The sequence below is a fragment of the Anaerorudis cellulosivorans genome (genome assembly GCF_025943985.1).
Classification (GTDB): Bacteria; Bacteroidota; Bacteroidia; order Bacteroidales; family Dysgonomonadaceae; genus Anaerorudis; species Anaerorudis cellulosivorans.
Genome location: NZ_JAPCWE010000001.1, coordinates 228,170 through 249,153 on the forward strand (window position 1 = coordinate 228,170; position 20,984 = coordinate 249,153).

Annotated in this window: 18 protein-coding genes and 1 pseudogene; 17 read left to right on the plus strand and 2 right to left on the minus strand. The window is 35.4% G+C overall.

Translation table 11 applies throughout. From position 1 onward, the window contains the following. Window positions 1-449: 449 nt before the first annotated feature. Window positions 450-878: a UpxY family transcription antiterminator gene (locus tag OLM34_RS00805; RefSeq protein WP_264404538.1), complete on the plus strand. Its 429-nt coding sequence runs from the start codon at window positions 450-452 to the stop codon at window positions 876-878. A 250-nt stretch (window positions 879-1,128) separates the two neighbouring features. Here the strand turns inward: OLM34_RS00805 and OLM34_RS00810 are convergent, their stop codons facing one another. Beyond that, window positions 1,129-2,403: a beta-galactosidase gene (locus tag OLM34_RS00810; protein ID WP_264404540.1), complete on the minus strand. Its 1,275-nt coding sequence runs from the start codon at window positions 2,401-2,403 to the stop codon at window positions 1,129-1,131. Window positions 2,404-2,558: 155 nt separating this feature from the next. On the opposite strand from OLM34_RS00810, the gene OLM34_RS00815 reads away from it, so the two are divergent. From OLM34_RS00815 to OLM34_RS00895, 16 genes and pseudogenes are all read left to right on the plus strand, one after another. Further along, a complete protein-coding gene (locus OLM34_RS00815; protein ID WP_264404541.1) occupies window positions 2,559-3,998 on the plus strand; it encodes a lipopolysaccharide biosynthesis protein in 1,440 nt (479 codons plus the stop codon). Between the two features lie 27 nt (window positions 3,999-4,025). Next, window positions 4,026-5,144 (plus strand): DegT/DnrJ/EryC1/StrS family aminotransferase, encoded by a 1,119-nt coding sequence (locus OLM34_RS00820; RefSeq protein ID WP_264404543.1) that lies wholly within the window; start codon window positions 4,026-4,028, stop codon window positions 5,142-5,144. Window position 5,145: 1 nt separating this feature from the next. Next, a complete protein-coding gene (locus OLM34_RS00825) occupies window positions 5,146-5,835 on the plus strand; it encodes a WbqC family protein (RefSeq protein WP_264404544.1) in 690 nt (229 codons plus the stop codon). Window positions 5,836-5,855: 20 nt separating this feature from the next. Further along, complete coding sequence (locus tag OLM34_RS00830; RefSeq protein WP_264404545.1) at window positions 5,856-6,857, plus strand: NAD-dependent epimerase/dehydratase family protein; 1,002 nt, start codon at window positions 5,856-5,858, stop codon at window positions 6,855-6,857. After that, window positions 6,850-8,238, plus strand: a complete 1,389-nt coding sequence (locus tag OLM34_RS11415; protein WP_320051494.1) for a glycosyltransferase — start codon at window positions 6,850-6,852, stop codon at window positions 8,236-8,238. Before OLM34_RS00830 ends, OLM34_RS11415 begins: the two co-directional genes overlap by 8 nt. Then, complete coding sequence (locus tag OLM34_RS00845) at window positions 8,239-9,303, plus strand: glycosyltransferase family protein (protein ID WP_264404546.1); 1,065 nt, start codon at window positions 8,239-8,241, stop codon at window positions 9,301-9,303. It begins immediately after the preceding gene. Window positions 9,304-9,357: 54 nt separating this feature from the next. After that, complete coding sequence (locus OLM34_RS00850; protein ID WP_264404547.1) at window positions 9,358-10,269, plus strand: glycosyltransferase family 2 protein; 912 nt, start codon at window positions 9,358-9,360, stop codon at window positions 10,267-10,269. Beyond that, on the plus strand, window positions 10,269-11,096 hold the full coding sequence (locus OLM34_RS00855) for a glycosyltransferase family A protein (RefSeq protein ID WP_264404549.1): 828 nt from the start codon (window positions 10,269-10,271) through the stop codon (window positions 11,094-11,096). Before OLM34_RS00850 ends, OLM34_RS00855 begins: the two co-directional genes overlap by 1 nt. Before the next feature lie 43 nt (window positions 11,097-11,139). After that, window positions 11,140-12,351, plus strand: coding sequence for a hypothetical protein (locus tag OLM34_RS00860; protein WP_264404550.1), 1,212 nt, complete (start codon window positions 11,140-11,142; stop codon window positions 12,349-12,351). Beyond that, window positions 12,317-13,048 (plus strand): glycosyltransferase family 2 protein, encoded by a 732-nt coding sequence (locus tag OLM34_RS00865; protein WP_264404551.1) that lies wholly within the window; start codon window positions 12,317-12,319, stop codon window positions 13,046-13,048. The genes OLM34_RS00860 and OLM34_RS00865 overlap by 35 nt, the downstream gene beginning before the upstream one ends. 134 nt (window positions 13,049-13,182) lie before the next feature. Continuing rightward, window positions 13,183-15,171, plus strand: a complete 1,989-nt coding sequence (locus tag OLM34_RS00870; protein WP_264404552.1) for a right-handed parallel beta-helix repeat-containing protein — start codon at window positions 13,183-13,185, stop codon at window positions 15,169-15,171. Between the two features lie 4 nt (window positions 15,172-15,175). Next, a complete protein-coding gene (locus OLM34_RS00875) occupies window positions 15,176-15,922 on the plus strand; it encodes a glycosyltransferase family 2 protein (protein WP_264404574.1) in 747 nt (248 codons plus the stop codon). A gap of 66 nt (window positions 15,923-15,988) precedes the next feature. Next, complete coding sequence (locus OLM34_RS00880) at window positions 15,989-16,837, plus strand: hypothetical protein (RefSeq protein WP_264404553.1); 849 nt, start codon at window positions 15,989-15,991, stop codon at window positions 16,835-16,837. A 10-nt stretch (window positions 16,838-16,847) separates the two neighbouring features. Then, window positions 16,848-17,804, plus strand: coding sequence for an NAD-dependent epimerase/dehydratase family protein (locus tag OLM34_RS00885; protein ID WP_264404554.1), 957 nt, complete (start codon window positions 16,848-16,850; stop codon window positions 17,802-17,804). Between the two features lie 115 nt (window positions 17,805-17,919). Beyond that, window positions 17,920-19,290, plus strand: a complete 1,371-nt coding sequence (locus OLM34_RS00890) for an MraY family glycosyltransferase (RefSeq protein WP_264404556.1) — start codon at window positions 17,920-17,922, stop codon at window positions 19,288-19,290. 561 nt (window positions 19,291-19,851) lie between these two features. After that, a pseudogene (locus OLM34_RS00895) lies at window positions 19,852-19,980 on the plus strand (IS66 family transposase); the annotation flags it as partial. Between the two features lie 96 nt (window positions 19,981-20,076). Here OLM34_RS00895 and tnpC read toward each other — a convergent pair. Then, window positions 20,077-20,984, minus strand: a 908-nt coding sequence (tnpC, locus tag OLM34_RS00900) for an IS66 family transposase (RefSeq protein WP_264404558.1), incomplete at its 5' end; no start/stop codon positions are given.

Genomic DNA, 20,984 nt, shown 5'->3' on the forward strand with positions numbered 1-20,984 from the left:
TTATACTGATTTTTGTTTATATTTACGGTAAATCTATTTCGGAACAAGACACCTTCTCCGTACCTTCTCCGTACCAAGGCTGCACCTTCCTCGCTCCATGGTTGCATCAGGCTTGCGTCATCCTCGCCTAAAGTTTGCGCTGTCTCCACTCCTGTATCCCGCTCTACATGCGGCAAAGATATAGCTTCGTTTTATACCGATCACGCGGAATCCGATGTTGTCGTCCCTGCCTTGAAGCGAAGGAAGAGCGAAGGAAGAGCGAAGGAAGAGCGAAGAAGGAGCGAAGGACATGCAATAAAAAGGCAGAAAAAGCGTTGTTAAACCGAATACCCGGACGCCAAAAACCAAAGGGTATAAGAAAAAACTCAATTTTTAACAAGAAATCGGACACCATATAAAAAGAATTAACTAAATTTGCGTCCGCATACAAATGCAATCGGGTTCTATAAATGGACAAAGCACTCAAATGGTATGCGCTTTACACGCGCTCGCGATTCGAAAAAAAAGCGGCCGAACGGCTGACGGAGCAAGGTATCGAAGCCTACGTGCCCCTGCAGCGGGTAATGCGGCAGTGGAGCGACCGGCGCAAACTGGTACTCGAACCGGCCATTCGTTCCTACGTCTTTGTCCGCATCAATCACCTCCACTATTACAACGTATTGAACACGCCGGGCATTGTGCGTTACGTTTTCTTCGACGGCAAGCCCGCCGTAGTGCGCGATGAGGAGATCGACACGCTGAAGCGGGTGATGGATGCCGAACTCGAGTGGAATGCCTGCCCGACGACCTGCAGCCCGGCACGCGGGTGCGCATCGTCCAAGGGCCCCTCACGGGCGTTGAAGGCGAACTGGTACAGCACGTGGGCAAGCAGAAGGTAGCCCTGCGCATCGAAGCCATCCGGCAGGTGATGATGGTCACCCTCTCGCCGCAGGTGCTGGAAGTATTGCGGTAACCGGAGGTTGACAACCAACAGCGAAACCGTTTTCGCTCAAACGGGTTAAAATAAAGAAGAGTAGGTCTTGTGGCAACAACGCACATGGGACTGAAAGGGCGAAGCCGTGAAGTAGGGATTGGAACTAGTGATAAATAATTAACTAAATAAGGATTATTGATCGTTTGAAAAAACATTCATCTCATAAATAATACCATATCCCCTGATTCAATTTTAAAAGGTTGATTAATAAGCGAAAAAGGTATAATGGAACCGTTTTTCAAAACAATTTTCGTCAATGAATCCACTTTAATAGTTACTTCAATAGGACTATGCAAATCATTGTTTTGAATCATCAAGAACCTATTGGAATCATTTTCAATCTCAGAAATAAGTGCCGTATTACATCTTATTTCCAAAGACTTCACATAATCAGGCAAGGCTGCTAAGCGTTTCACTCCATCAGGTATCTGGGATCCATAATGACTTACATTTTTTACTTCACCGGATAAAAAAATATGCTTTAGCGCATTTATTTCGCTATTCATTTTTTTTAGATGATTATAGACAAGGGTTCTTGATCCGTCCTTTTCAATTGGACCGGAATAATATTGAAAGTTCAGGCTGTTATAAGTCCAATAGGTATAATATTGAATTCCTTTTGCACCATAGGCTAAGTTAGAATATACTTGAAGTCGCAAATGTTCTAAAGTAGGTATGGGATAATCTCCGTGAGAAGTGGCTAAAGCAAATGCCCAAAAGGGCTTTCCCGTATCTCTGCTTTCATCTCGAATGATCTCGAGGTTTTTATACCATCCATATCGGATATTGTTACCATTAAGAATAGGATAAAAATCGAACGATATTACTTCCAATGATAATTCTTCTACAAATTGTCTTACATATTCTTGATAATTGGGCATTCCTAAATTAAATGCATGATTAGGGTATAAATTTACATACCATAAATGTTGGTCATCAATTGAAGTTATTGTTTGAATAATCTTTTTCAAGTACGGCAAATCATAAAGTGTTGGTTCATCTTTAATAAAATACCCAGCATTAGCAGGATGATCTTTAAACTTTTTTACGGTTGAAAGGGTATTACTCTCCAATTCGGGACAACGGATTAATATTTTCATTCCTACCTGCTTAGCAATATCCAACGCTTTTTGCACGCTATCGGCATTCGGGTAGGCAGAATAATTAATAGTTATACCTGCATCCTTAGCTTCGCGGAAACGTTCGATATTTGTATATTTGGGTGGTACTCCCAACCATGCTATAATGGGAAAATCTGTTGTATCTTTTACTTTAGGATATCTGCTTAAATCCACATTAGTGGTTAATGTAGCAATATCTTTAGCTGTTGTTATGATGGTTTTATAATCTTCTCCTGCATCAGTCAAACAGCCGGTAAATATGAATATCAATAAAAGCAGGAGATACGCTTTCCGATAATGAACTATCATAAATTTGATTTAATTTTTTATGCCGTAAAGATATAAATTATTTCAATAAATAGAAATAATCTTCCACAACGATAAAAATCATTAAAAGGAAAATCAAATAATTATTGTAACTTGCACATCAATTCTGAATTTACACATTTGACAAATAAGAAACCATGTCGCTTAAAGAAGAAGCATTAGGGGGAATCGTATGGTCATTTGCACAACAATTTGGCACACAAATCATTAGCTTTATTGTTTCCTTGGTCCTAGCGCGGATCCTTATGCCAAGCGATTTTGGAACAATTGCCGTTTTTGGAGTATTCATGAACATTGGCTCTGTATTAATTGACGGAGGATTGACCAATTCGTTAATCAGAACTCAACATCCCGATGATGCCGATTTTTCAACTGTCTTTTATTTTAACTTAGTCACAAGTATCCTTGTTTACTTTCTCCTAGTCTTAGTTGCACCTTGGATTGCCATTTTTTTTAACATGCCCGAATTAACTCGTATAATAAGAGTTTATGCGCTTTCATTGCCAATTGGAGCATTTTCCTCCGTTCAACAAACGCTATTTACCAAAAAAATGGATTTCAAAACACAACTGAAAATTCAACTACCCTCCTTACTTATAGGAGGAACCACGGGCATTATACTGGCATATAGCGGTTTTAGAGTATGGTCGTTGGTAATAATGGCTCTTTTGCAAACATTACTTTCTTCCGTCCAATTTTGGTTTTATTCTTCTTGGCGTCCCCAAAAGATTTTTGATAAAGAAAAATTTCGATTCCATTTTGATTTCGGATATAAATTGGCTTTATCAGGATTAATCGATACCATTTTTCAAAATATTTATACAATTGTGATCGGTAAAATCTATACTGCCGCCCCACTTGGCTATTACAACAAAGCCAATTCCATGCAACAACTGCCGGTGATCAACATAAGTTCGGCCTTAAATAAGGTTACCTACCCTTTATTCTCAAAAATTCAAGAAGATAATATACAATTAAGGTACATTTACAGTCAAATTATGAAAATAGTCATTTTTATTATAACACCCTTAATAGTTATCATGGGCGTTTTAGGGATTCCATTATTCCGATTTCTGTTTACCGAAAAATGGCTACCAGCCGTTCCTTATTTCAGAATTCTATGTATAGCAGGTGTTTTATATCCCATTCATTCCTATAATCTGAACATTTTGAAGACCAAAGGAAGAAGCGATCTTTTTCTCAAACTGGAAATTATAAAAAAAATAATCACTGTGATAACTCTATTATTTACTTACCGCTTGGGAATAATCGGCCTATTATGGGGAAAAGTTGCGACTTCCTTTGTTGCTTTATTTATTAATTGCCATTACAGCGGTAAATTCCTGAATTATTCGGTATGGGATCAATTTAAAGATTTGGCCCCGAGTGTTTTTTTAAGTATATTCATGGGAGCCTTTTTGTGGGTATTCGATACCCACATGATGATAGCTTCTCGAGATTTCATACGATTGTTTGTTGGCTCCGGAATAGGAGTAATATTATATATATCGACAGCTTATTTTATCAAATTTGACGAATTGAAGCTCATAAAAGATCTGCTTATTATCAGAAAATAAAATATTTTGGATATTTTTGTAGTCAATATGAATAATCAGAAAAAAATAACCGTAACTTCTCCGCTCCTGCCTCCGCTGGAGGAATTTATTCCTTATCTGGAAGATATTTGGAAGAGCAAGTGGCTTACCAACAACGGCCCCTATCATCAAGAGTTGGAAAGGGCTTTGTGCAGTTACCTCAAGGTACCCTATATCAGTTTATTTACCAACGGAACACTTCCTCTGATGGTAGCCATACAGGCGTTGCGCATCACAGGTGAAGTCATCACCACGCCTTTCAGTTTTGTGGCAACCACCCATTCGTTGTGGTGGAACGGCATAAAACCGGTGTTTGTGGACATCGATCCAAAAACGGGAAATCTGGATCCCGAAAAGATTGAGGCTGCCATTACGCCCAAAACAACAGCCATCATGCCGGTGCATGTATACGGCAATCCGTGCAACACCAAAAGAATAGAAGAGATTGCCGATACGTATGGTTTGAAAGTAATCTACGATGCCGCCCACGCTTTTGGCGTAGAAGTCGAAGGGGAATCCCTGTTGAATGCCGGCGATTTGGCTACGTTAAGTTTTCATGCCACCAAAACCTACAACACCTTCGAAGGAGGCGCATTGGTGTGTCATGACGCCAAAACCAAACAACGCATCGATTACTTGAAAAATTTCGGGTTTGCCGGAGAAACCACTGTTGTTGCTCCTGGTATCAACGGCAAAATGGATGAAGTTCGGGCAGCTTTTGGCTTGTTGCAGTTGAAATATGTGGACGATGCCATTGCAAAAAGAAAAGCCATTGCCCAACAATACAGAGAGCAGCTAAAAGACGTAAAGGGAATAACCTTTTTGGAAGATTTTCCGGAGGTGCGACACAATTATTCCTACTTTCCCATTTTTGTCGATGAAAAAGAATACGGAATGAGCCGCGACGAGCTGTATGAAAAATTAAAGGCACACAACATTTATGGACGCAGATACTTTTATCCGTTAATTAGCGAATTTTCTACGTATAGGGGGTTACCCTCTGCAGCTAAGGAAAACTTGCCCAATGCACATAAGATAGCTAACGAGGTGATTTGTTTACCCATTTACCCGGAACTCGATTTAAATGAAGTAACCCTAATTTCTAATAGTATAAAAAATAAACTGTAAGATGAAATTAGCAATCATGCAGCCTTATTTTTTACCCTATATAGGTTACTTCCAACTAATTAAAGCAGCAGATACCTTTCTAATTTATGATGATGTACAATTTATAAAAGGAGGATGGATAAATAGAAACTATATGCTGTTAAATGGTAGTAAATTTATGTTTAATTTGATTTTAAAGGGAGCAAGCGCAAATAAACTTATAAACGAAATATCCGTTCAACCGAATCAAAATAAATTATTAAAAACGATATATCATTCATATAATAAAGCCCCCTATTTCGAATCTGCTTTCTCGGTTATAGAAAATATTTTAAACTACGAAGATAAAAATCTGGCAAAATTTATCGGGAACAGCATCATCCATATTTGTAACTATTTAAAAATCGATACAGAAATTATTTATTCATCATCCATGGAAAAGAATAACGAATTAAAAGGTCAAGAAAAAATTATACATATAAGCAAATTGCTGAATGCAGATACATATATCAATGCTATTGGAGGACAAGATTTATATGATAAAGAATCATTTAAGAAAGCATGCATCGATTTAAAATTCATAAAAACCTATTCTACTTCATACACTCAATTCAAGAACGAATTCATCCCTTGGCTTTCTATATTAGATGTTATGATGTTTAATTCTATAGAAGAAATAAATAAAATGTTGGATGATTATGAATTAATTTAGCAATATTAAAAATAATTTATATGCACAAGACAGAAATCCTTATAATTGGAGCAACTGGTTCCACCGGTCTTTATCTCACAGATTATTTGAGCAATAAAAACTATAACATAGTTGCAACTGGATTTAAAGAAAGAAATTCTGATTATTTCAAAAATAAAGGGATTAATTATCTTCAATTGGACATATCAAAAAAAGAATCATTTAAAAAAATACCTAAAAATAATTTCAATTGCGTGGTTTTACTTGCTGGCATGATGCCTGCAAGAATGTCTGGCTATAATCCGTATAAATATATAGATATTAATATAACGGGCACGTTAAATGTGTTGGAATATTGCAGAGAAAACAATATAAATAAAATTATTTTTGCATTATCACATTCGGACGTTGCAGGTTACTGGAATACAGGAATATATATCAAAGATGATGTGGTACGTAAACCTATTTTGAAAGGAGATCATGCAGCTTATATAATAAGTAAAATAGCAGCTGCAGATTTGACAGAATATTACCATCAAGAATATGGAATTCAAAATATTATATTTAGAATGCCAACTATTTATTGTTATTGGCCAGATGATACTATGTATGTAAACGGCTTAAAAACTAAAATGGCTTATCTAACTTTTATAGAAAAAGCACAAAGAGGAGAAACAATAGAAATATGGGGAGATCCAACAATAAAAAAAGATATTGTATATATCAAAGATTTTATTCAACTGATCGAAAAAGCAATTTTAAATCCTACTGCTCATGGCATTTACAATGTTGGTAGCGGAACCCCTATTTCTTTAGAAGAACAAATTAAAGGAATTGTTGAAGCTTTTGGCAAACCAGGTAAAAAATCCCCAATAATATATAGGCCAGATAAACCTTCCCAAATATCGTATTTGTATGATATTACTAAAGCAAAAAAGGAACTCGGTTACAAAGTAAAATATCCCTATAAAATAATGTTAGAGGATATGAAAAAAGAGATGAACAATCCAATGTTTAAAATAATTATGAATAATAATGATTAATGAAAAAATTGTAGTTTCAATTTCTTGCCTAACCTATAATCATGTAGAATATATTCGTGATGCTATTGAAGGTTTTTTAATGCAGAAAACAAATTTTCCTTTTGAAATATTGATTCACGATGATGCATCAACCGATGGTACGGCAGATATTATACGAGAATATGAAGCAAAATACCCCGACATTATTAAGCCTATTTATGAAATTGAAAATCAATGGGAAAAAGGTAAAAGAGGATCAGCTATTTTTAATTTTCCTCGTGCTAAGGGAAAATACATCGCTTTGTGCGAAGGCGACGACTACTGGACTGACCCGTATAAACTGCAAAAACAGGTAGAAATACTTGAATCTCATCCTGAATACAACGCATGTTTCCATCAATTTTATAGACTTGAGAATGGTGAATTTAAGGAACTGAATAAAAATATCATAGATGCTCATATTCAAAAAAGTGCTGATAAAAAAGGATTTGAATTCACACTTCAGGAATTATTTGAAGAATGGTTTATTGGAACGCTTACAATCGTTTTCCGCAAAGATGTTCTAATCTTTGATTTAATAAATAAATATAGCAATTTTTACGATTTACATCTTTTCTATTATTGCCTTGAAAATAAAAATGCGTACTTTTTAAATGATAATATGGCAATTTATAGAAGGCACAAAGATGGGGTTTGGGCTGGTTCCTCCCAACTAAAAAGAAAAAATATGGACATTCACTCATATAGGGAACTTTATAAAATTTCCCCCAACTCTTTTACCAAGTATCTATATAAAAGAAGTTTAAAAAGGAAACAAAACTTTTTATTAAAATATATTCCAAAAAAAATTATGGGATCGGCGAATCATTTTAGGGAATATTTAAGTCAATATAACAATTTTGTATTAATACCCTTTATCATGAGAATGCCCATTTCTTCCTTAAGAATGTTTGTAGTTAAAAAAAAGTTTCACAAGGTTGGATCAAATTCATTTTTCTTACGAGGTGTAAATTTTATTGCTCCAGATAACATAGAAATAGGCAATAATTGCGTGATCAATAATAATGTATTTTTAGATGGTAGAGGAGGAAAAGTAAAAATAGGCAATAATGTTGATATTGCACGTGAGACGAATATTTGGACGTTGGAACACGACGTCCATGACGACTATCATAGGACCGTTGGTGGAGATGTAATTATAGAAGATTATGTTTGGATTGCATCAAGAGTTACAGTATTGCCATCTGTGAAAATTGGAAAAGGGGCAGTAATTGCATGTGGGGCAGTCGTAACAAAAGATGTTCCACCTATGACCATTGTAGGAGGAGTACCTGCCAAACCTATAGGAATACGAAAAAGCGCACTAAAATATACAATAAATTATCATCCTAAATTCCGATAAATGAAAGTATTACTAGTTTATAGCAATAAAAATCAAAATATCGATAATCCTTATGTGTTCACATTAAAAAAGGAACTCGAAAATATAGGATGCAAAGTAGATTGGGGATTAGATCTTTTCTGGAACAACTTTGAAGAATATAACATTATCCATTTCCAATGGCCCGAAGCAATTTTCGAGTGGCAAAGGATATCAGAAAAAGAACTTTCGATGCTGATAAATCAAATTAATTTAATAAAAGAAAGGAAAATCACAATAATATATACTCGGCATAACATAAAACCTCATTATTGTAATAATCCATTTACAATAAAACTGTATGAAATCATCGAAGAAAATTGTGATGTTGTTTTTCACATGGGTTATTTTAGCAAAAAACAATTTGAGGAAAATGTCAGAAATGACAAAGTCCTTCATTATATAATTCCGCACCATACCTACGATGCATTGTACGAAACAAATATTTCTCAAATCGATTCAAGGAAAGTACTAAAAATACCTCAAAACAAATTTGTTTTCTTGTGTTTTGGCTCATTCCGAAATAACGAGGAGCGAAAAATGGTACTGGATGGTTTCAAAAAATTAAAACTCCCGAATAAGTATTTATTCGCTCCAAGATTTTATCAATTCAAACTTTCTGTAAATCATCCTCGAAGTCTTATAAAAGGTATTAAAGAAAGATGCAATGTTCAACATTATACAGCTAATAGCCGATTAAAAGCAGGTTTCATAGGGAATGAAGCACTTCCATTTTATTTTTCTGCTGCCGACATCATTTTTATACAGAGATGTCAAATTCTGAATTCTGGGAATATCCCGCTGGCATTTCTTTTTGGAAAAGTTGTTATAGGCCCTGATATTGGAAATGTAGGTGAAATACTTCGAAATACAGGAAACCCGTATTTTAATCCAAAAAATAACTCGTCTGTTGTTTCAGCAATGTCTGAAGGAATTGAAAAAGCAAAAGCTCATTGGGGGGCACAAAATAAAGAATATGCAACAAAAAATCTCAATTCTCATAAAATAGCTATTGAAATAAAATCAATATATGAATCTGTATTGTAAAAACGTAACAAATATATTTCTTATTTTTGAATTCAGTGTAGTCAAAATATTATTATGAATCCGCTTAATACAAATTATTCAATTATAATTCCTCACAAAAATATCCCTACACTATTGAGACGCTGTTTGGATTCAATACCAAAAAGAAATGATGTCCAAATTATCGTAGTAGATGATAATAGTGATCCGGGAATGGTGGATTTTTCAAAATTCCCTGGCCTGAATGAAACAAATATAGAAGTATATTTTACCAAAGAAGGAAAAGGTGCCGGCTATGCAAGAAATATCGGTTTATCAAAAGCAAAAGGAAAATGGTTGATTTTTGCTGATGCAGATGATTTCTTTAATGATTGTTTTAATGAAATAATGGATAAGTACCAAAAGGTTGATGCTGATATCATTTTTTTCCTTTCGAATTCGGTTGAATGTGATACAATGCATCCTATTGAAAGCAGAGGAAAGATTTATAATGAATGGCTGATTGAATCTCTTAAAAAAGGAATAATACTGGAAGAAGTAAGATACTGCATCAATCCGCCATGGGCAAAAATATTTTCAAACTCGTTTATAAAGGCTAATCAAATACAATTTGATGAAATTTTTACAGCCAATGACGTTATGTTCTCATCTAAAAGCGGCAATTTGGCTAAAAAAATTATTATAGACACTCATTTTCTGTACTGTTCAACAGTCAGGAACAATTCGCTCGATTATGAATATAGTTATGACCATGTGACATCAAGACTTAAAGTCGCAATAAACAAATATAATTTTTTAATGTCAATTGACAAGCCCCAATATCGGATGAATGTAATACCTTTTATTATCCAGCTCAAAAGATCATGTAGTAATGGTAAATGGATAAAGGTAGGGTTAATCCCCGCTTTTCACAATATAAGATTAGCCCATTTAATTAGTGATTTTATTCAACTTTTAAAAATGAAATTTACTTTAAATCGGAATTGATGAGCATAAAAGTTTCAGTTATAGTCCCTTGTTATAATCAGGTAGAATTTTTGAATGAATGCCTGATATCTGTCTTGAATCAAACTTATGAGGATTGGGAGTGTATTATTGTAAATGATGGCAGCACCGATGAAACCGAAAAAATTTCACTTGAATGGGAAAAAAAAGATTCGCGATTTGTTTATTTAAAAAAAGAAAACGGAGGTTTATGCAGCGCACGCAATTACGGTATTGCACATGCAAGTGGAAAATACATATTACCTCTTGACAGTGATGACAAAATAGGGAGTGAATATTTGGAAAGGGGGATCAAAGTTCTCGAAAAAGACAAAGACGTGGGGATTGTTTACTGTAAAGCCCATTTGTTTGGAACAGAAAATAAAGATTGGATTTTACCAACTTTCGATAAAAAACATTTGTTGTGCGAAAATTTGATTTTTTGTAGTGCGCTATATCGTAAGGAAGACTGGAAAAAAATAGGCGGGTATGACGAAAATTTAAAGTATGGATGGGAAGACTGGGAATTTTGGATAAATATGGTTTATTCATTAGATAAAAAAGTGATCAAATTGAATTATAAAGGATTCTACTACCGAATAAAAGAAAGTTCAATGATAACTTTTATTAATAAAGATAAAACAAAACAACTTGAAACTCTTGATTACATTTATTTCAAACACAAAAAGTTGTACAATGATAGTTTCGGACATCCTATCATCTCATATAGAAAAATATGGAAATTGGAAAATAAATATAAAATTCTGATTCTTTATATAAAGAAATTAAAATCATCTTTTACTGCAAAAAATATTTTACTAAAACAATAATATTTTCAAATTGTGAAATTAACTACATAAAATCAATTTTCAAATGCTGAGATTAATTAGATCAACAACCCTAATATTAATCTTTCTTTCATTATCGACAAGTTTTGAAACAGGTATTTATTATATTTTTTTGGGAATAATTATTATCCTTTTTTTTATATATACTTTAATAATACACAAAATACAGAAAATTACCACTACCGATTTAATCGCATTGAGTTTTATTTTAATTTGGGCATATGGATTTATTTTAGGTTTAATCAAGGGTAATAATACCTCATATGTTATTTCTAATTTTGCCGGGATGACATGTTATTTTATTTATTTTGTTCTCGTCCGATATAAAATTGATACACAATTATTGGTAAAAATTATTTTGGCGTCTGGATTTTTGTTAGGTATTTTTGCTTTTGCTTTTATGATATCTATAGCTTCTGGAAATCCAATACCTCTTGTAGATGCCAATATAAGTTTCTCCAGCACGGGACAATTTAGAATATACTTCCCTAATCTTGCAATCATATATTGTTTATTTGGCATTTCTTTTTATCAAATATTATACAATAAAAAAGATTTCCAATTTATGGGTCTTGATAAAAGAATAATTTCCTTTATTTACTTTATGTTATCTCTCATCACATTATTTTTCTTATGTGCGTCCAAAGGGTTTGCTCTTGGGATAATTTATGTGATAGGTATTATTGTTCTTTTTAGTTATGGAAGTCAAGTTAAAAGGAACAAACTTCATCTTTCTTTCTTTTTCTTTATTTTTTTGATTATAATTTTATTATCTGTAATCATTACTTCCGGTTACTTCAATATAATCACAAACATGTTTAAAAAAGAAGACATTTCTAATATAGCTCGTTATGAACAGTTGAATTTTCTATTAGCTGATTTAAAATTATTTGGAAATGGATTAGGCGCCACAGTGCCAGGATATATCAGTAATCCCGAATTACCTTATGGTTTTGAACTCACATTCGTTAATGTAATCCATAAATTTGGCATTTTTTCAATCATCCTTTTTTTTAATTGGATATATATGTTTTTATATTTATTCAAACAATGTTGGAATAAAAAAAATATAATTGCTAATGTTATTATGTTGTCGAGTTTAGGATACCTTTTCCCTTCAATAGGAAACCCACTATTATTTCATCCTTCCTTGGCGATATTAAATTCTATCGTTTTATACCACATTAAAATGGAAAAAAACAATGCGAAAAAAGTCAGTTTGCATAGCAACATTTAATGGAGAAAAATATATTGAAGAACAATTAGTATCAATATTGGAGCAATTAAACGATACCGATGAAATAATAATTTCTGATGATAATTCATCAGATAATACACTCAATATAATCAATGATCTGTACGATCAAAGAATTAAGATTTACAAAAATCCAAACAAAGGGATCATTTCCAATTTTGAAAACGCTTTAAATTTAGCAACCGGAGATTATATTTTTCTCTGTGACCAAGATGATGTGTGGTTACCTCATAAAGTTGAAACAATCATTCCTTATTTAAAAGAATATGATCTCGTTGTTTCCGACTGTAAAATTGTAGATAAAGATTTGCAAGTTACAGAAAGGTCCTTTTTTAAAATTATGCATTCAGGACCAGGATTTTGGAAAAATTTTGTAAAAAACACTTACCTGGGTTGTTGTATGGCATTTAAGAAAGAAATATTAAATTATGCACTCCCTTTCCCTTTAAATATCGCCATGCATGATATATGGATTGGACTGTCAGTAGAAATTCACGGTAAACCATTTTTTTTAAACGAGCCACTCGTTCTATATAGAAGACATAACGATAATGCCAGTCCAAGCGGAGGAAAGAGTACATACCCATTAAGTTATAGAATTCGATATCGGTATTATATCTTGAAAGAATTAATCAAAAGAAAAAAGGAAACAAAAGGAGCAATAAAAATTCAACCATGATAAAAAATTTTTTCCACAAATTCTTTTTTATATTTGTTCCCATTTTATTGTTTTCACTGCCAATAAACAAAACAATAGCACAAACAATATATGTATCTAAACAAGGAAATGATAACAATTCAGGTACATATGACATGCCATTAGAAAGTCTTGATGCCGCATTAAAAAAAGTATCATTTGAAAAAGGACAAAACAATCAAAAAGAGGTAAGAATTATTGTAAAAAAAGGAGAATATTATCTGAATAAACCTATTATTATCTCAGACAAAATCCTGAATGAGGAATATCAACTCATCATAGAAGGTGAAAAGGAAACAATGCCTGTTTTTAAAGGAAGTATTCCTTTAGGCAAATTCGAAAAAGTAACCGATATATTATGGAAGATGGATATATCCGATATTGTAAAAAACAACAAATTGGATGCGCAGCAGGTATTTATTAACGGAAAAAGAGCAATAAGAGCCCGAACGCCCAATCAGGGAGACTTTTATCGTACATTCAGAGTACAACAAGTACCAATGAAAGGTTCCAACAATTTAGCCACTCAAAAGATTTTCTTGACAAACGATCAAATTAATGCATTAAATGGAATATCATCCGAAGATTTAAAGAATGTAGTTATCTCTTTTAATCTCAAATGGGACAGACTGAGAGGCCATCTTGCCAATATATCGAGAAAAGAAAAAAACATTACCTTAATTACTCATCCTCTGCCTAAAGCAATTAATCTGGAAAGCGCTCCTTCCTTATTCTATTTTGAAAATTCAATAGAATTTTTAGATCAAGCCGGTGAATGGTATCTGGATGAAAAAGGGATACTTTATTATATACCGCGTAAAGGAGAAAATATCGAAACAACTTTTGCAGAAATACCCATATTGGATGAATTGCTTAAAATTGAAGGGGAACCGGAGAATAAAGTAAAAAACATGGTTTTCAAAAATTTATCGTTCCAGTATACCAAACATATCATGCCCAAAGAAGGTGAAATGCCTCAGCAGGCTGCCGCCAATACAAAGGCAGCAGTAACTGTCAATTTTGCACAAAACATTACTTTTGAAAATTGTGAAATCGGCAATACGAGCAATAATGCAATATGGCTGAAAAACGGGTGTATCAATAACAAAATTGTTCATTGTCATTTTCACGATTTGGGTATCGGAGGCATAAAAATCGGGGATCCTTCTATACCGACCAATCCATTTTTCATGACCGAAAATAATATCATCGAAAATAACATCGTTCACTCCGGAGGTTACGAAATACCCACGGGCGTAGGGATTATCCTGTTTCATTCGGGCAACAATACGATTTCACACAACGATATAGCAGATTTCCGGTATTCCGGCATATCAGTAGGATGGGTATGGGGTTATAAACCAAGTCTTGCAAAAAACAATAAAATTATTTACAATCATATCCATCATTTGGGGTGGGGTGAATTGAGCGATATGGGAGGCATATATACCTTAGGACCTTCGGAAGGGACAGAGGTGAGTCATAATGTAATACACGATATATACTCGTATGATTATGGCGGGTGGGGTTTATATACGGATGAAGGTTCAACAGGCATAATATTGGAAAATAATTTGGTATATAATTGCAAAAGTTCAGGATTTCATCAACACTACGGAAAAGAGAATATTGTTCGCAACAATATTTTTGCAAATAATATCAAGGCTCAATTGGAAGCTACACGAAAAGAAAACCATCTTTCATTCACCTTTACCAATAATATTGTTTTTTTTAATAGAGGTGTATTGATTGGAAAACCCGGATGGGATGTAATACGCATCGATGCGAATAAAAATTTATATTGGGATACACGAACGACGGATATTCGCTTTTTGAATTATTCATTTGAGGAATGGAAACAAAAAACGGGGAAAGATAAAAATTCCATTATTGCAGACCCCATGTTTGTTGATCCGGAGCACAATGACTTCAGATTTAAAAACAAACGGAATATAAATAAAATAAGATTTAAACCATTCGATTACACGCATGCAGGTGTATACGGAGACGATGATTGGGTTAAAAAAGCTGAACTGGATTCAGCAATAATCCATGCCTACAATGCAACGATTGCAAAAAAAATAATGCAGGATGGCAATAAATAATGCAATGAAAATATCCATTATTACAGCTACATACAATAGTGAAGCCACCATAAAAGATACGTTGGAGAGCGTAAATGCACAAACATATCCCGATATTGAACATATTATTGTGGACGGGGCCAGTAAGGATAACACATTGGATCTTGTGAAAAAATACGGAAAAAGAGTGTCTCTAATCATATCCGAACCCGACAAAGGAATTTACGATGCGATGAATAAAGGAATAAAAGCTGCAACCGGTGACGTAATCGGAATATTGAATTCGGATGACTTTTTTACATCGAATGATGTAATAGCCACGATGGTCAATGCATTTGAAAATGATGAAATTGATGCTGTATTTGGCGATATTCACTATGTGAATCCTGATAACCTGAACAAATGTGTCCGTTATTATTCTTCTGCAGCTTTTAACCTCTCATTGTTTAAATTTGGCATCATGCCCGCACATCCTTCTTTTTATGTCAAACGAAGTTGTTACGAAAAATACGGTCTTTATTCGTTGGATTATAAAATTGCTTCCGATTTCGATCTGTTGATTCGTTTTTTATACACCCACAAAATAAAATATCAATATTTAAAAAAAGACTTTGTTACGATGCGAACAGGAGGTGAAAGTACCAAAAATCTGAATAACAGAATGTTAATAAACAAAGAAGATCTAAAAGCTTGTAGAAAATATGGTATAACTACCAATATATTTATGATCATGCTTAAGTACCTTTATAAAATATTCGAGTTGAAAGTATGAGCATCGTCCTCCCTGGCATTCATTAAACGACATCTTTTTTGCAAATGAAAAAATGCATTATTAGAAATGAGTAAAAATCCTTTTTCCTTGTATGATTTTTTAGGATATGCTTTCCCGGGAGCCATTAGTATTATACTCTTCTGGTTTATCTTAAGAGTATCACCTAACAGCATCTATGATTTATTGAATAATAATAACGATAATTTATTTTCCCTTTTTAAGCCAAATAATTTAATTCTTTTAATTTTAGCTTCTTATGTTGCAGGTCATTTATTCGCCTATTTATCATCATTGATTGTTGAAAGATTTTCATTATGGAATTATGATTACCCATCTTCCTATCTTATGGCTAAAGAGTCACCGAAAAGTAATCTCTTTAATTTTAAAAATCTTGAAATAGTCAAGATATTTTGGAGAATAATCTTTTGTTTCGTGCTATTCCCCATTTCAATATGCTCATTCCTTATTGGAAAATGTCTTAGAATAAACAGTTACGTAATCAGGTCATTGGATGAAACAACCCAAAGGCATTTAAAAGAAAAATATCCCGGACTTTTAAAAAAATTAAACTTATCTGTCTCCGACAAAGAGACCCTTAATAATTATGATTATCACCGAATTATTTACCATTATGAATATGAAAAACAGTCAAAGCACAGCAAAAAAATGGATAATTATGTGGCATTATATGGTTTTTTAAGATCTTTAGCTCTAATATTTACATTATTTTTTGACTGCTTGTTAATCAAAGGAATTTTAAGTATAAATTGGAGAATGCCTTTTGATTGGAAAATGATTATATTTATAACAATATGCGGGCTAATTGCATATACTTTCTATCTTGGATTTATTAAGTTTTATCGCAGATTTACACTTGAGTCATTTATGGCATTAATTACAGATCCTGAGATATAATCAACAAAATATGAACATTCTCATCACGGGCATTAACGGGTTTGTGGGTTCCAACTTCACCGAAAAGTGGAAAGAAAGTCACGTCCTCTATGGATTGGATATAAATCAAACTCCAAAAAACGGGGTGAAAGCAATTTACAGTTGGGAGCAATTGGCGGAAATTCCTGAAACGGATGCAATTGTGCATTTGGCGGGGAAAGCGCACGATACCAAGAACAGGAGTAAGGCTGCAGAATATTTTGCCGTGAATACAGGACTTACGCAAAAGATTTTTGATTATTTTCTACAATCGTCTGCACGAAAATTCATTTTCTTCAGTTCGGTGAAAGCGGCTGCGAATAGTGTACTGGGTGATGTACTTACGGAGGAGGTGGCGCCTGCGCCAGTGGGGCCTTACGGGAAATCGAAGATTAGAGCAGAAGGATTCATTTTAAGAGCCGAAAAACAAGATCCAAGAGTAAAGGATAAAAAGATATATATTTTGCGGCCGTGCATGATTCACGGACCGGGGAACAAAGGAAATCTGAACCTGCTGTATAATGTGGTGAGCAAAGGAATTCCCTGGCCGTTGGGGGCTTTCGACAACAGGCGTTCGTTTTGTTCTATCGATAATATGGCTTTCGTTGTTGAACAGCTTATCGTGAGAGACGATATTCCTTCGGGGATTTATCAGGTGTGCGACGATGAAGCGTTGTCGACTAACGAACTGATACAGTTGATAAATGAATCGTTGGGAAAAAAGACGCGGATATGGAAACTACCGAAGTCTTTCATGACCGGCGCTGCCGGCATTTGTGGCGCTTTGCATCTGCCGCTCAACAAGGAGCGGTTGCGGAAACTGACGGAGAATTACGTGGTGAGCAACGAAAAAATAAAATCGGCTTTGGGTATCGAAAAAATGCCGATTTCGGCACACGAGGGGATAAAGAAAACACTGGAAAGCTTTTTAATGCGTTATAGCCAGTAACCATAAAAACACGATTTTTGCCGGCAGTCGATGATATACTATATATTTTTTAATTATCTTTGTCAATATTTCAATTCGTAATCGCCGGATCGCCGGCGTGAAAAAATAAGGAATTATGGAATACGCCTTCATGTTGGTGGTGCTGTTTGCTGCTGAATTGATTTATTTTCGGATTGCACGAAAATACGGAATTGTGGATGTACCGAACGGTCGCAGTTCGCACAACCAGCCAACATTGAGAGGCGGGGGCGTGATCTACTGGCTGGCGGCAGCAATCTATTTTGCCCTGAACCCATCGGAGGAGACAGCTTGGATTTTTTTGGGACTGACGGCTATTGCTGCCGTAAGTTTTCTGGACGATGTGTCTGAAGTGAGGCAGAAAATCCGACTGATTTTCCAACTGCTGAGCATAACGTGTGCCTTTATTGCCATCGGTGCATTTGGAAGATATCCGTGGTGGGCAATCGGGTTGGGTTATTTCTTAATTGTGGCTATCCTGAATGCGTATAATTTTATGGACGGCATCAACGGTATGACCGGACTTTGCTCGCTGGTGATACTGGGTTCGATGCAATATGTCAACCTCTATATCTCTCCGTTTGTCAATCCCGATCTGATATGGTACCCGATGATTGCATCGGTGGTTTTTTTGTTTTTCAACTTCCGAAAGAAAGCCAAATGTTTTGCCGGCGACGTGGGCAGCATCAGCATCGGTTTTTGGGTGGTGGTGTTGTTGCTGCGGCTGATGATCGAAACACAAAACCTGATTTGGATCGGTTTCCTGTTGGTATACGGTGTAGAAAATTGCGGAACCATTTCCCATCGCCTTCTTCGAAGAGAAAACATATTAGAACCTCACCGCTTGCATTTCTTTCAGATACTTGTTAACGAATGTCACCTGCCGCACCTCGGTGTATCGACGGCCTACGCGCTGGTGCAGTTGCTTTGTTCGGTTCTCATCATCCGCCTTTATCCTTCCATGGGCTGGGGCATTTTCTTTATTCTTGCCGGCATACTGACGGCGACGTATTTCCTTAAGTTTAAATTAATGAAAATGACGAACAGCCCGCAGCTGATGAATAATCTTTGCAAACAGGCTGTTATGAGCTGCCAATCTGCGTATAACTTAGCAAACATTGCTATCTCCACAGCTCACGGAGATCTTTCCCCATCAACCGAGGCGGAAGATATTGAGAATGAGACATATATTGCACCTGCAACCGAATTGGCACACCCACAATCTTGTGCAACCCATGACGCAAGCTACCCCCAAGCCGGCGCATCCAAAACTAAACCCGCATCTGCGAAGCCTCAACCGTCAACCGCTGCATCATCTGCTGCTTACGCGCCGCAACCGGCAGCCAAAAACCCTGCGCTGTCGCACCTGGACGAAACCGAACCGGCCGAAAGTATTGCCCACCCACACAAAGACGATATTTTTCTTCTGACTAACCCTGATCGACCCAACCATCCCAACCAACCCTAACCATCCTTAATCTATCCAATCAACCCAATCATTTCCACTCTGCCGACCCTTAAATCTCACCTCAATAACAGTGAACTCAAGGGGTAAAAATTATTTTTTCTATGCTAAATTGCCTACCTTTGTGAGAAAAATCATGCTTTGCTTAGCAATTGAATTATTACTATTGATTTGTAAATAATGAGTGAACTTCAGAATAAATCGGAAATTAATTACGAATCGGTGATGATAGCGGTGTAAGGGTACCGCTTGTAGCGCTCGAAAGGGTACCGGCTGTAGCGGAGCAAAGGGTACCGCTCCAAAGCCTGTAAATATATACCACAAAAGTAATTTATTTTTTCTTTCTGCGTCTCATCGACTCGCCGGATTTATGGAAAGCTTTCCATAAAAAAGGACCAAGTTATCGGATGGAAAACAGGCAAACTATTTTCTGAAAAAAATAAAAAAGAGGTTGTTTTACAGTAAAAAAATATGTATTTTTGAGGCACGATTACTGTACTCTTGTTCCCGAAATCACTGTAGTCGATTTTCCCGAAATCACTGTATTTCTATTTCCTGTTTACAACCCTTTTGGCCGAGCTGATGATCGGCAAGTATGTCTATCATCTTCCTTTTTATCGTCAGCTTCAAATGCCGGGGCAAATGGGTGTGAATCTACCACCTCCTACGGTGAATGACCGGTTCAAAGATACAACCGTAAGCACCCGATTAAATACCCCTTGATTTATTCCTCATTAACTTTGGCGTTCATAATCTCGGTACAGAGATTCCAAACTTTACCGGTAATCGTTAGAGTATTATTAGAGTATTATTAGATTCCTCTTTTTTCCACCTGTTAGGCAAGAGTGCCTTCAGGGTTTCATCATTTCCCGGTTTCTGAAGGTATGGCATTTTTGAGATTACATCATTAAGCCACTCTCTGGGGTTTACACCGGATTCTTTGCACGATGTAAGCAAAGAACAGATTACGGCAGTATTCTGAGCAGCTTCGTGGTTACCGCAGAACAAAAAGTTTTTCCGTGATACTGCTATCGGTCTGATGGCATTTTCTGCCAGGTTGTTATCTATTTTTAATCTGCCGTCTTTTAAATAATTTTTCATACGCGGCCATAAAGAGTAGGAGTAACCGATTGCTTCACCCATACGGCTCTTGGGTAATACAGTCGGATATGTTTTCTCCATCCACTTTTCAAAAGATAGCAATATGGGACCGGCAAGCTCATTCCTTTTTTTACAGCGCTCCTCAAACGACAGGTTCTGCTCATCTGCCATTCTTTCTATTCGGTAAAGTTGCTGTATCTGCTTTAATGCATATTCGGCCAGCGTTTTATTTTCATCCAACGCTGTTTCATATCGTCGCCTTATATGGGCCATGCAGCCGACAAGACATACCCGGTCATTACTTTCAAAAACATTATAGGAACTAAACCCATCACTTTGAAGGTAACCTTCAAATGATTTTAATAAAGAACAGGCTGTTTCTCCGGATCTTGACCCTTCATCATAGTGAAAGAAAACCAGTTTCTTCATTACGGATCTTACCATCCAGAGGTACTCCTTTTTTGCATAGTGGATAATCCGGAGCATGTCCACCCACTTTCCGGTCAAAATCCGGTGATTTAAGAAGATAGCAAATTCTTCGAAAATCAACCATTTTGTCATATATCCAAGAAAACAGCTTATATATTGTAAAAATA